Annotated in this window: 10 protein-coding genes; 2 read left to right on the forward strand and 8 right to left on the reverse strand. The window is 42.4% G+C overall.

Features of this window, described 5'->3' with window-relative positions:
- Window positions 1-100: 100 nt before the first annotated feature.
- The gene (locus DFQ04_RS09770; RefSeq protein WP_133555272.1) at window positions 101-2,974 is read right to left on the reverse strand and encodes a TonB-dependent receptor; all 2,874 of its coding nucleotides are present in this window, start codon (window positions 2,972-2,974) and stop codon (window positions 101-103) included.
- Between the two features lie 129 nt (window positions 2,975-3,103).
- Window positions 3,104-3,439, reverse strand: a complete 336-nt coding sequence (gene ytxJ / locus DFQ04_RS09775; protein ID WP_133555274.1) for a bacillithiol system redox-active protein YtxJ — start codon at window positions 3,437-3,439, stop codon at window positions 3,104-3,106.
- A gap of 70 nt (window positions 3,440-3,509) precedes the next feature.
- On the opposite strand from ytxJ, the gene DFQ04_RS09780 reads away from it, so the two are divergent.
- Window positions 3,510-4,898: a DUF4403 family protein gene (locus DFQ04_RS09780; protein WP_166637299.1), complete on the forward strand. Its 1,389-nt coding sequence runs from the start codon at window positions 3,510-3,512 to the stop codon at window positions 4,896-4,898.
- Here the strand turns inward: DFQ04_RS09780 and DFQ04_RS09785 are convergent, their stop codons facing one another.
- Window positions 4,899-5,570: a 3'-5' exonuclease gene (locus DFQ04_RS09785; RefSeq protein ID WP_133555278.1), complete on the reverse strand. Its 672-nt coding sequence runs from the start codon at window positions 5,568-5,570 to the stop codon at window positions 4,899-4,901.
- Window positions 5,567-7,513 (reverse strand): DUF294 nucleotidyltransferase-like domain-containing protein, encoded by a 1,947-nt coding sequence (locus tag DFQ04_RS09790; protein ID WP_133555281.1) that lies wholly within the window; start codon window positions 7,511-7,513, stop codon window positions 5,567-5,569. The genes DFQ04_RS09785 and DFQ04_RS09790 overlap by 4 nt, the downstream gene beginning before the upstream one ends.
- Before the next feature lie 98 nt (window positions 7,514-7,611).
- On the opposite strand from DFQ04_RS09790, the gene DFQ04_RS18340 reads away from it, so the two are divergent.
- Window positions 7,612-7,785: a hypothetical protein gene (locus tag DFQ04_RS18340; RefSeq protein ID WP_166637300.1), complete on the forward strand. Its 174-nt coding sequence runs from the start codon at window positions 7,612-7,614 to the stop codon at window positions 7,783-7,785.
- Between the two features lie 30 nt (window positions 7,786-7,815).
- Here DFQ04_RS18340 and acs read toward each other — a convergent pair whose 3' ends face one another.
- From acs to DFQ04_RS09810, 4 genes are all read right to left on the reverse strand, one after another.
- Complete coding sequence (acs, locus tag DFQ04_RS09795; RefSeq protein ID WP_133555283.1) at window positions 7,816-9,708, reverse strand: acetate--CoA ligase; 1,893 nt, start codon at window positions 9,706-9,708, stop codon at window positions 7,816-7,818.
- 30 nt (window positions 9,709-9,738) lie between these two features.
- A complete protein-coding gene (locus DFQ04_RS09800; RefSeq protein WP_133555285.1) occupies window positions 9,739-11,424 on the reverse strand; it encodes a sodium:solute symporter family protein in 1,686 nt (561 codons plus the stop codon).
- Window positions 11,425-11,430: 6 nt separating this feature from the next.
- Window positions 11,431-11,694, reverse strand: coding sequence for a DUF4212 domain-containing protein (locus DFQ04_RS09805; protein WP_133555287.1), 264 nt, complete (start codon window positions 11,692-11,694; stop codon window positions 11,431-11,433).
- A gap of 195 nt (window positions 11,695-11,889) precedes the next feature.
- Complete coding sequence (locus tag DFQ04_RS09810) at window positions 11,890-12,645, reverse strand: ZIP family metal transporter (protein WP_133555288.1); 756 nt, start codon at window positions 12,643-12,645, stop codon at window positions 11,890-11,892.
- Between the last annotated feature and the right edge of the window lie 73 nt (window positions 12,646-12,718).

Raw genomic sequence — 12,718 nt, forward strand, 5'->3', positions numbered from 1 at the left:
TGAGTTACGCCTATCAAATTAGTCGAAATTAACCTAATAATAAAAGCCCAAATCTTTCGAAATGGGCTCTTTTTACTTTTTGAATTAAAGATTGTTTCTTTTACCAAGTTCTTCCTCCCTGAGGTCTTCCCATCATCCAAGGTTGTTGAGGCTCTTCAGGTTGCTTGAAGTTTCCGATAATATAAGTAAAGGTCAGCATGCCATATCGGGTCAGCACATTGGTAAAGACGTCCGTTACAGCTACGTCTGAGATGGTTCGGCTGATGCTGTTGTTTTGATTGAGCAAGTCAAAGACCACTGCTTTAAGTTCCGCCTTGTTGTTTTTCGCGAAGCGGAATCCACCTTCCATATTCCACAACCAGAAACTTTGGTCAAATCCCTCGGAAAGACCGCTATAAAGGGTGTTGGCTACGTTATTCCCCATAAAGAACTTTCCGTTTTTAGAGGAGAAATACAGACGGATATTGGTTTCCTGCTGGTAGTAGTTATTGTCCAGATTCTGCTGCAGAGAGGAATTGACAATGTTGTAAGTTCCGGTAGTCTGGATCGAGAAGTCCACATTCTTGCTGATATTGGAGCTGAAGGTCAAACCTTGGCTTAGTCCCAAATTGTCATTCAAGTTGGTTTCTCCATTGATAATACCCGGGATTCTGTTAAAGCTGATTCTGGTATTCGTGTTGAATTGAGTTTTGATCTTCTTGATCGGAGCACCATAGGTCAGGAAGAAAGTACTTCTCCAATTTCCATCCAAATTGACAGGCTGGGTGATTTGCCCTCCTGGTCTTAACAAAACTTCCCCGTTGATAAGCGTATCCTGAGCAGTGATAAAGGTATTGCTACCGATGTAGTTGCTTGTAGAAGAATAGTTCAAGAACATGAACAAGGTTCTCGATTTCTCCAAGTTGATCTTGCTGATGTTTGCAAAGATGTTGTGATTGTAGCTTTGTCCCAAAGAGGGATTACCTACACTTAGTCTAAGAGGATTAGAGTTGTTGACCACGTTTTGCAGCTCACTTACGCTAGGTTCGTCGGTATCAGTACGATAGCGCATTCTCCAAGAAAATCCAGTCTCCCTATTTCGGTAATTGATATTGGCGCTTGGAAGGATATTGTTGAAATCTCTTCGGAATACCCTCGCTTCTGGGAAAAAGGCCTCGTTATCCAATCGGGCATTCTGATAATCCAAGTTCAGGTTGATGTTGTACTTGTCTTTATTGTAAGAATAGCCAGTTCTGAGTCGCTGGGTGATGAATTTATTGTCGAATTCATTGGACAAGGCTGTATCCAAAACTGGTCTTCTCTCGTCGTCCAAAACAGAAGTCTTTTGATCGGCTCGGGTTCTATTATTTCCAATTTGGTAGCCCAAAGTACCTTGGGCGTTTTCACCCAATTTTTCAGTGAAAGTTAAATTGGCGCGGTAGTTAAATCCGTTGTTCAGTGCCTCAGTTTCCTGAAGGGTAGTGTCAATCAGATTTCTTCTAAAATCCCGGCTTGCAGCCAAAAGATCTGAAAGCTGATCTCTTTTATTCCAAGCAGTGTAGATTTCTGTAGAGAAAGTTCTACCTGGCTTGTCAAATTTATACCGGTAAATCAGGTTATTGGCGATGGTATAGGCTTGGGTCTCCGCATTGGTGATAGAGCGTAGGGCTGAAAGCGAATCACCCGTGCTGGCAGTGGTCAAAGCATCCCGGTCACTGAAAGTTTTATTATTCTGAAAAGAAATACTCGGCGTAAGGATCAATGAATTTTTAGGATTGAAATCCGTTTCAATTCGGGCATTGGCTCTGTGGTTAAAATTATCCACAGTATTGATCAGATTTTCTTGATAATACTGGCGGATCGTTTCGTTGACCACAGTTTCGCGGTTGGTGATCTGTCGAAGCGAATTGGTGGTATTGTTGAAAAAGTAACTTCCAGAGAAGTTGGTCTTTTTCCCCCATTTGTCTGAATAGTTTAGGCCTAAAGCATTGGTGGTGACAATTCCGTTTTCGTTTCCTACAAAGAAATTGTTGTTTCCGCCTCCGCCCCATTGGCCTCCGCCTCCACCCATTCCGGGTCTTCTCATTCCACCTCCGCTTGAATTGGCACTAACCCCAGCTAAGTCTTGGCTGGAGAAGTTTTGCTGATTGACATTGTTGAAGAGGCCAAGGATTGAAAATCGTTGGTCACCTTTAAACATATTGATACTTCCACCGGCTGAGTAGCGATCATCTGTACCGTAACCTCCATAGGCTCTTCCAAAGGAGCCATTTTTGCGGTCGGATCTCAAAATGATATTAATGGTCTTGGTGTAGTTTCCGTCATCGAAGCCAGTTAATCGGCTTTGATCAGATCTTTGATCTAGCACTTCCACTCGATCAATCGCATCTGCAGGTAGATTTCTCAAGGCAATGCTTGGATCGCTTCCGAAAAACTCTCTGCCATCAACCAAAATCTTCTGGACATTTTCTCCCTGTGCTTGCAGCTGACCACCTTGCATAGTGATTCCCGGCATTTTTCGAATCAAATCCTCAGCCTGGGCATTGGTTTGGGTTTTAAAGGCATTGGCGTTGAAGGAGGTGGTATCGCCTCTCTGCTCACCCACCGGAGCTTGACCTTCGATCACCACTTCACCAAGGACTTTGGCATCTTCCAGAAGGATTATATCTCCAAGGGCTAAAGGTTCCCGAAAGCTATGCACCTGACTGTAGGTTTTATAGCCCAAAAATGAAATTTCAATTTTTACCTGAGGAATATTAGGTCTTACTACTTCAAATAATCCATCGGCTCCAGTTACTGCTCCTCGCAATAAGGAATCGGTAACAGTTTTAACCAGCACATTCGCTCCTATCATCGGAGTGTTTGTAGCTCCGTCAATTACTTTTCCGGTAAATTTTCTTTCCTCCTGAGGAGGACCGGCGGGTCTTTGGCCGAAAGCTGAAAAAGTCAGCAAAAGGCTAAAAATCAGGGTACTTAGAGTAGAATTTATTTTCATAATCATGACAAAGTTCAAACACTTTGACTGATCGTGAAAGAGAAAGGTTTAATGAAGAATATGGCAAAAATTAGAACGGAAGAACTAAGGGATAAATGGTAGTTTTCCCGGGTGAATTGCTAAAAAAATTTAAACCTTCGACATGATTTCCGGATAGGAAATTCCGAAGTGGCTGTTGTCATACACAGCTTTGCCCTCTCTGATCAAAATAACCTGAGGGGATTCATGAGGCACTCCAAACTCATCTTCCACCTGATCCGAAAGCGTACGATGATGAATCAAATCCAGATAATAGGGAATGATGCGTTCGGAATCTTCTACCTTCCAATTTCTCAAAAGGCGATCCAAAGACATACTGCTGATTGAACAGCGAGTACTATGCTTGAAAATGAGAACTGGCTTTTCAAAACTTTGGGCTTTGATTTCTTCCAATTGTGCAGGTAGTGTTAATTTATTCCAATTCATAGCTTCTATCCTTACTTTTGGGGCAATTCTTGCTGGGTTAAATAAGTTCCAAACAGCGGTGGATTTGTCTATGAAAAATACTAAAAGACTCCAGTATTCCTTTTTCCTTACCCTAAGTCTTAGCTTTTTTTCATGCAAAAGTTTGGATCCTTTCGCTTCTCCTGACTTGGTTTCAGCTCCTCAGGCCTATTCCCGGGTAAATTTTCCTTTGGAAATTCCTTTTGAAACCCTAACCAACTTAGCCAATCAACGAATTCCTCCTGTCCTTTTTTCTGAAGAAAAAATGGATATGGGAAATGGAATCCAAGGGGATTTACAGTTTTCAAGGAATGGATTGGTTGAAATAAATGGGGTCGATGCAGAAAGGCTGGAGTTGACATTTCCCATTCATCTGGAAGGAGAGCTCGGGTTGAAACCGGGAGGATTGAGAAATCTCTTTCAAAACAAAGTTCCCATCAGTCAGGACTTCAATCCAAAGATCTTGGTCAATCCTGAAGTTTACCCCAACTGGTCTTTGGGAGTATCAGAATTCAATCTTTTGGATCTTGGGGGAGATATTTCACTGAATGTTTTGGGATTTCAGCTAGAGTTGAATTCGCTAATTCAGCGAGAAATTAAAGATTTTGCAACCAAAAATCTGGTTGGAAAAAGAGATTTAATACCCGTCAAGCCCATGGTTGATCAGGCTTGGAATCAGGTAGGAAAGCCGATCTATGTTGATTTTTTTGGGAAAGAAATGGCTTTCTCCATTCAACCTGATTCTGTCAAAATCAGCGAAAAAATCAATCCTGGCTCGGGTTATCAATTTAATCTGGGACTTGCCGGGAAAGTAAATGCCCATCCTGCTGATGCCGCACCTAGTAGGGCCTTCCCCTTGCCTACTCTTACTCCAAATACCAGTGAAGTAAATGAATTGGAAATCAGAATTCCTCTATTTATCAGCTATGCTGAAATCGATGAAATTCTCAATGGGTATTTTGAAAATCAGCTGATCCGAATCAATAAGACCACAGTTTTTACATCTCGAAATTTTAAGACTCAAGCTTATGGAGAAAAGCTGGGGATTTGGATGGATTTCACCGCAATTCAGGAAAATAAGGATCCGATTGAGGGAAGGCTTTTTTTGGTGGGTTTGCCAAGTTTTGAATTGGAAGAAAATGCTATGGCTTTTCGGGAAGTAGATTTTTATCTGGAAAGTGAAAGTAAAAAAGCAAAAACAGCCGCTGCGCTTAAGAAGAGAAAAATCATCAGGCAGCTGGACAAAAAATTGAGATTTCCTCTTGGTGATACTTTTGAATCCGGAATAGCAGGAATTCAGGAGAGGCTGAGTTTGGAGACGCCTGTTGCCAATTTAAGCGTTGTGAATCTGCAAATTGATCAGGAAGGATTCTATCCAGGAAAACTGGGGTTGGTTTCCCATATTTTGGCAAAAGGAAAAATGGAAGTGAGGTGGAAATAATTATCTAACTAATTCTGAAAAATTTTCAATTCCCTTTTGTTTGGCCTTAAATAGAAGCTTTTGAAAAAGTTGAGCCGTCAATAACGCATCCCCCGCCGCGGTGTGTCGATCATCGGGTTCAATCCCAAATTTGGTACAAAGTCGGTCAAGACTGTAGTCATTTTGGTTGATTTGATTCCAGTCGGCCATCGGTCCATGTTCTAATCTTATGGCAAGGTTTAAGGTATCAATTACCGGATTGGGAAATCTATCCAGCCCAAAAGGCGTAAGGGATTTTAAAAGCATCTCCAAATCAAAACCTATATGATGACCAACCAAAATTCCATTTCCCAAAAACTGAAGGAGTTCTCTTCCAAATTCTTCTAAATCAATTCTGGATTCCGCTCCAACCATTCCATGGATTTTTGCAGAAGATTCAAATCCTGTGTTGGTCATAGGATAAAGCTCCAGGCTTTCTGAAACCATGATCTTGAGGTTCCAGATTTTTACTGCTCCAAAAGAAAGGATTTGGTCTTTTTCAGGATTTAGACCAGAAGTCTCGGTATCCAAAACCACAAATTCCAATTGATCAATCCTTCTGATATCAGGAATTTTATCTTCGTTTTTAAGAAGGAATTCCTTCACAAAGTCTTTCTTGGGATTGCTTTTTTTTCCCAGTTTCCACCAACTCATTTGCTGAAATAATCAAGTTGAAAACGAACTTGTACGATTTCCTGCAATTCTGAAATCGGTGCAAAAGTATTTTTCAGGAGCTGGCGCTGGAGTTTCCCCAGAGTTTTTGGGTTGAGGTATCTTCCGCTGTTCCCTTGTTTCAGGCCTTCCAGAGCCCGCATTCGCATCAGAATTTCATAGGCTTTCCCGGCTTGGATAAAAAGCTCTTCATAGTTGGGCTCGAATTGAGCTAAGTTCTCAAATCGCTTGAAAGTATTATTCACCCCAACTACCTCATGGCTTAAGACCAGAAGCCTGGCAAGGTCTGTTAAGGGCATCATTGCCCGGGCTTTGATGTCAAATTGATCCTTGTGCTCTCCTGACTTTTCGACTACAAAATCTCTGAAAAAGCCCAATGGTGTAGGATTGGAAAGAGCATTTTGGGCCAAGAAGTTTAAGAATATTTTCTTTTTCCCGATTTGCTGGTAAATGTGTGCTGTCAATTCCTCCGCAATACTTTTCCTAGGACCGACAGCCCTGAAATCAAAGAAAATTGAAACTCTCAATAAAGCCTCTTGGGTAGGATGGAGAATCCATTCGCTGAAATAAGATTTCCAAACGGAGAGCGGCTGAACCCATTCTGGATTGCTAGCCATGATCTTTCCAGGACAAGGGCTAAATCCACAGGCTAAAAGAATTTCAGTGATTTGGATTCCAAGTGCCAAAAAGTATTCCGCAGCTTTTTCCCTCTGACTCTCCTCCACATCCTGATACAAGATGGCATTGTCTAAATCTGTCCTGAGCAATTGCTCTTCCCTTCCTTCACTGCCCATGGATAGAAAGGAAAAAGGAGTTTCTGCAAATTCCGGGAATTTGGGATCAAGCACTTTTTTGGAAATTTGAATGGCTTGGAGAATGATCAAGTCGTTGATCTCAGTCATCACAGAGGACACAAATTCCATGGAGACTTCGTTTTCCAAGTAATACAGCAGCATTTGCTCTGCTCTATCCCGAATTTTCCGCATTTCAGAAATATCTTCGGTGTTCATCAAGGCATGAATCAACACTGCAGGGCTATTCCCCATGGATAGGAAGATATCGTGATCTGAAATCAATCCACAAACTGGACTTTGGGTAGTGCCGTCCTCAGTCAACACTAAATGATGAAGGCGGTGGCGGATCATCGTCAGGTATAAATTCGAAAATCCATCCTGCTTTTTCCGAGTGATGACAGGCGTGGTCATGACTGATGAAATCGGATTTTCAGTGCTTATTCCTTCTGCCAAAACTCGATTTCTAAGATCTTTATCTGTAACGATTCCTTGAGGAAATCCATTTTCATCCACCAAGACTATACTGCTTACCTGATGGTTTGCCATGGATTTTGCTGCTTCCCTTATGCTGGTATTCAATCTGCATCTCAAGACATTTTCAGAAACCTTTACCTCTGACTGATCTGAAAAAATCATCAGGGAATGATCCCCACTTGGGTTTTTGAATTCTCCCCTTGCTTTTTGGCCTTGAGATAAATCTTGACGAACTACAACCTGTCCTGCTGCAAATCCTGCAGCAAAGAATAGCGCCACCCGACTGTTTTTTTCCAGAATCTTTTCAAAAACATCAACTGGAATGGCATAAACCAAAGCGTTTTCAGTAGCAATCGAGGAAAGGAGGTAGGGTCGCTTTCCCAATAATGCCAATACCCCAAAAACATCTCCTTCGTCACAGATTTCCTTGATTTCCTGCTTTTCCTGAATGGTTTCTATCAATTGAATAGAACCTTCTTTCAGGATAAAAAAATGAGGTCTGGCAGCTTCACCTTGGCGGAATAGGGTTTCGCCTTTTTCCAAAAACTGAATTTCTACAGACTTGGCAACAGCCTGAAGGTCCTCTTTTTCCAAAAAAGAAAAAGGAGGAAATCTCTTGAGAAACTCAGCCACTCTGTTGACGATCACATTACTCATTGGAAAAAGGGGAGTATGTATTTTGAAGGTTTTCCTGCCAAAGTGGCAAGAATTTCTTTGGTTGACTTTTTGTATTTGGCTTGCTTCAAATTATTGAAATGAAATCATTTTCCCAATTCGTTCGTCCAATTAGAAGGCTCATGTGGGCACTGATTGTGGCATTTATGGTTGGGGTTCATAATTTTTACAAGCAGGAAATGGACTCGCCTGATTCGATAGTTTCTTCCATTGAGCATGAGGCCGAAGAGGAAGATTCTTCACCGAAAGACTAAAAAAGGAGCTAGTTTTCTAGCTCCTTTTTTTTATTTCCTTCCCTGAATAATCTGATTGACTACTTCTGGATCAAGAAGGGTTGAAGTATCGCCAAGATTATCCGTAACTCCCTCAGCTACTTTTCTCAGAATTCTACGCATAATCTTTCCTGATCTGGTTTTAGGAAGGCCAGGAACGATTTGAATTTTATCTGGCTTTGCAATTGGGCCTATGATCTTGGTTACCGTCTCTTTAATTTCATTGATCAAGTTATCTTCTGTTCGGTTGCTCAGATCACAAATCACGTAGGCATAGATTCCCTGACCTTTTACCTCGTGTGGATAGCCCACCACTGCAGATTCGATGACTTTTGGATGTTCGTTGATGGCATTTTCCACTTCTGCAGTTCCCATTCTATGCCCTGAAACATTGATGACATCATCTACTCTTCCCAAGATTCGGTAATAGCCATCATGATCCCGCTTGACCCCATCCCCTGTGAAATACATGTTTTTGTAGGTTGAGAAATAAGTCTGTCGGCAGCGCTCATGATCCCCATAGGTAGTTCGGATCATCGAAGGCCAAGGGAATTTGATGCAAAGATTTCCTTCCACAGAATTCCCCGTCAATTCATTTCCCTCTGCATCCACAATAGCCAACTGAATGCCAGGCAAGGGCAAGGTTGCATAGGCCGGTTTGGTTGGAGTAATTCCTGCCAATGGAGAAACCAGAATTCCTCCCGTTTCTGTCTGCCACCAAGTATCCACAATTGGGCATTGCCCCTTTCCAATGTGAGTGTGATACCAATGCCATGCTTCCTCATTGATAGGCTCTCCTACAGATCCTAAAACCTTCAAGGAACTCAGGTCTTTTCCTTCGATAGGTTCAGTTCCGAATGCCTGCAAGGCCCGAATGGCGGTCGGAGCAGTGTAGAAAATGTTTACTTGGTGCTTTTCCACCACTTCCCAAAATCTCCCTGCATCAGGATAGGTTGGAACCCCCTCAAACATCAACGAAGTAGCACCTGCCAAGAGTGGTCCGTAAACGATATAGGAATGGCCCGTGATCCAGCCAATATCAGCCGTACACCAATACACATCCCCTGCAGAATATTGGAAGACATTTTCAAAAGAGTATTTCGTGTAAACCATATAGCCTCCGGTCGTGTGCACCACGCCTTTAGGTTTGCCGGTAGAACCAGAAGTATAAAGGATGAAGAGCATGTCCTCGCTATCCATTTCTTCGGCTTTGTTTTCAGTGGATTGCCCTTCGACTACTTCATGCCACCAAAAATCCCTTCCAGACTTCATGGTAATTTCCTGAGCAGTTCTTTGGTAGACAATAACGGTTTCTACCTCTGATTTTTCCAAAGCCTCGTCCACTACAGCTTTGACAGGGATTTTCTTGTTGCCTCTAAAATTCCCATCCGAGGTTAGGATTGCTTTCGCCTGACAGTCATTAATTCTATCTGCCAGAGAAGTGCTGGAAAATCCTGCAAAAACAACTGAATGAATTGCTCCAATTCGAGCGCATGCGAGCATGGCCACAGCCGCTTCAGGAACCATAGGCATATAGATGATCACACGATCACCTTTTCCAATTCCTTTTGATTTTAGCGCATTGGCAAATTTGCAGACTTCTTCAAAAAGCTCTCGGTAAGTCAAAGTTCTTGATGCTTCTCCAGGTTCATTAGGTTCCCAGATAATAGCTGGGCGATCACCGATTGTATAGAGATTTTTTTCAAAAATATTCTCCGTGATATTCAGTTTTCCACCCACAAACCATTTCACATCCGGCTTTTCAAAATTCCATTTCAGAACTTTTGACCATCGTTTTCTCCAATGAAAAGAATCCGCAATTCTGGCCCAAAATTCTTCGGGTTGGGCTACACTTTTTTGGTACTCATATAGATAACCGCTGAGGGTATGAAGTCTATCACTCATGACTAGATAGGTTTTTGGGGAAGGTTAAATTTAATGATCATGTGCATTTCCTGCACCTTTTGGAATCCGGATTTCCTGAATCAGCTCCTGAACACTTTGTGGAGGAGCGGGAGTAAATAGGGAAACGAAGTAGCAGCATGCAAAATTGAGCAGCATGCCAATTGAGCCTATTCCCTCCGGTGAAATCCCCCAAAGCCAATGCTCGGAAGTGTTCAGTTCAGGATGGAGAAATTTAAAGTAAGAGATATACAGAATGGTAAATACCAATCCGGCAATCATCCCTGTGATAGCTCCCTCTTTATTGATTTTGGTGGAGAAAATCCCCAAAATTATTACAGGAAAGAAGGAAGCTGCCGCTAAACCAAAGGCAAAAGCAACCACTTCGGCGACAAATCCAGGAGGATTTACCCCGAAATATCCCGCCAAAATTACCGCCCCAGCAGCTGCCAGGCGGGCAATTCGAAGCTCCTTTTTCTCGGAAATTCCAGGATTGAAGTTTTTCACCAAATCCCGAGAAACCGAAGTGGAAATAACCAATAATAGTCCGGCTGCTGTAGACAAAGCCGCTGCCATTGCTCCCGCTGCCACTAAACCTACTACCCAGTTGGGTAATTCTGCGATTTCCGGACTGGCCAAAACCATGATGTCTTTGTCAATTTTCAGTTCGTTGCTAATAGGATCTGCCAGATACTGAACTTTCTGGTCTCCGTTTTTATCCTCAATCTGAATCAGATTAGTTTTTTGCCAGGTTTGAACCCAAGTTGGGAGTTCAGAGATGTTTTTTTCAGAGGTGGATTGAATCGCATTGTAAATTCCGAAGGCAGCCACAGCCGGTGCAGTGGTATAGAGAATTGCGATAAATACCAGGGCATATCCTGCTGATAAGCGGGCATCTTTTACTTTGGGAACAGTAAAAAATCTCACAATCACATGTGGAAGACCAGCAGTCCCCACCATCAGAGCCAAAGTGATCATTAACATGTCGGCCATTCCTTTTCTTCCGGAGGTATACTCAGCAAAGCCTAAATCTGAAAGAACACCATCCAGTTTTTCCAAAAGAGGAATACCCTCTTCCAAATTTCCACCAAGGCCAAGTTGAGGAACAGGATTCCCAGTGAGCTGCATGGAAATAAAAATAGCAGGTACCATGTAGGCGAAAATCAAAACGCAGTATTGAGCCACTTGGGTATAAGTGATGCCTTTCATTCCTCCCAAAACGGCATAAAAGAAAACAATGCACATCCCGATCACGACTCCCCATTCGATCGGAACTTCCAAGTATCTGGAAAAGACAATTCCCACACCACGCATCTGACCAGCGACATAAGTGAAGGAAATAAATAGAGCAGCTATAACTGCAACTACTCGGGCTTTATTGGAGTAGTATCGGTCTCCTACGAAATCCGGTACGGTGAATTTTCCGAATTTTCTTAGATATGGTGCAAGTAATAGCGCCAATAAAACATAGCCTCCTGTCCATCCCATCAAGTAAACCGATCCATCATATCCAGAAAATGAAATCAGCCCAGCCATGGAAATGAAAGAGGCCGCAGACATCCAGTCTGCCGCTGTGGCCATCCCGTTGGCAAGTGGGGAAACACCCCCGCCAGCGACATAAAATTCCTTAGTGGAGCCCGCTCGCGTCCAGATGGCGATTCCGATATACAGGGCAAAACTCAAGCCCACGAGAAGATAAGTCCAGGTTAAAATATCCATTTTTCCTTAGTCTTCGTTGACGTCAAATTCCTTATCCAGCTTATTCATCCGGATCACATACACAAAAATCAGCACGATAAATGCGTAAATGGACCCCTGTTGAGCAAACCAAAATCCCAAAGGATAGCCTCCAAGTTTGAATTGATTAAGGGTATCTGCGAATAGAATTCCACAACCAAAGGAAACGATAAACCAGATTAGCAAAAGAGAGGCAAGTGTCCTTAGGTTTTTCCGCCAATAGGCAGACCTATGCGGTCCTGAATCATTCATGGTCTTTGGGTTTGAGGTGAAAATGCAGTGAAAAACTCCCGTAGAAATGCAAATCTTCGGAATAGTTGACTGCATTTTATTTCAAAAATGAAATACCTGAATCTCTCGGCATTATCCAAGAGCTTTTACAGGAAAAAGCTAAATTTTTCCAAAAACGACAGGATACATCCTGAAAATTCTAGCTCAAGCGAAGGGTTAAATCAGGTATTCGGATATCAAAGCCAATCCGGCAGCAAGGAAAGTTACCAGCAATTTGTTGAGCTGGAACTTGTGATGGGGGCTGCTTTCAAAAAAGATGGTAGTAGAAATGTGCAAAAATCCACCCGTCACCAATCCATACAAAATTCCAATTCCCTCTTTGGATAAGAGCCCGTTTTCAATGAAAAAAGCACTGGAAAACATTCCTAAAGGTGAAGCAAGGGCAAAAAGGGTGAGTAAAATGATCGTCCATTTTTTACTCAAAGAGGCGGATAAAACGGCTGCCAAAGCAAATGCCGCCGGGCCTTTATGCATGATTATTCCAAGCAAAACAGTCTTGTTACTGTGGGTATGAGCCAAGGCTTCTCCGGTTTCTGCTCCCATCACATTCCCATGGGAAAGAAGCGTTCCTTCCAAAAAAGCATGAATAAATAAGCCTAACATCAAGGTGAAAACCCCTTTTGAAGTTTCTGAGGTATGTTTATGAATGTGTCCGTGTTCTACACCGGAGGACCAGAATTCAAGTACTTGCTGGAGCAAAAAACCGAGTAGGATGTAAAGCCCCATTCGTGTATTGGAAAATCCAGTGGAAAAAAGCTCTGGCAAGATGTGCAAAATGGTCACCGAAAACAGGTAGGATCCTGCAAATACCAGCACCAGCTTGAAGTATTTTTCTCTGAAAACAGGAGAGAAAAACACCAATAGTCCAGCCGCCATGGCTGTAAGGAAAAGTAAAAGAAAATTTATACCCATGTAAAGTCCTTGCTTCCTTCTATTTTGGAAGAGATGGTGCTATAACTGCAACAAAGGTACAAAAATTCAATAA

This window comes from Algoriphagus boseongensis, assembly GCF_004362805.1.
Lineage (GTDB): Bacteria > Bacteroidota > Bacteroidia > Cytophagales > Cyclobacteriaceae > Algoriphagus > Algoriphagus boseongensis.

Excerpts from the sequence above, each read along its gene's own strand:
- DFQ04_RS09800 (WP_133555285.1), bottom strand. The coding sequence starts at position 11,424 with ATGGATATTTTAACCTGGACTTATCTTCTCGTGGGCTTGAGTTTTGCC.
- DFQ04_RS09780 (WP_166637299.1), top strand. The coding sequence starts at position 3,510 with ATGAAAAATACTAAAAGACTCCAGTATTCCTTTTTCCTTACCCTAAGT.
- DFQ04_RS09810 (WP_133555288.1), bottom strand. The coding sequence starts at position 12,645 with ATGGGTATAAATTTTCTTTTACTTTTCCTTACAGCCATGGCGGCTGGA.
- DFQ04_RS18340 (WP_166637300.1), top strand. The coding sequence starts at position 7,612 with ATGAAATCATTTTCCCAATTCGTTCGTCCAATTAGAAGGCTCATGTGG.
- ytxJ (WP_133555274.1), bottom strand. The coding sequence starts at position 3,439 with ATGAATTGGAATAAATTAACACTACCTGCACAATTGGAAGAAATCAAA.
- DFQ04_RS09805 (WP_133555287.1), bottom strand. The coding sequence starts at position 11,694 with ATGAATGATTCAGGACCGCATAGGTCTGCCTATTGGCGGAAAAACCTA.
- DFQ04_RS09785 (WP_133555278.1), bottom strand. The coding sequence starts at position 5,570 with ATGAGTTGGTGGAAACTGGGAAAAAAAAGCAATCCCAAGAAAGACTTT.
- DFQ04_RS09790 (WP_133555281.1), bottom strand. The coding sequence starts at position 7,513 with ATGAGTAATGTGATCGTCAACAGAGTGGCTGAGTTTCTCAAGAGATTT.
- acs (WP_133555283.1), bottom strand. The coding sequence starts at position 9,708 with ATGAGTGATAGACTTCATACCCTCAGCGGTTATCTATATGAGTACCAA.
- DFQ04_RS09770 (WP_133555272.1), bottom strand. The coding sequence starts at position 2,974 with ATGAAAATAAATTCTACTCTAAGTACCCTGATTTTTAGCCTTTTGCTG.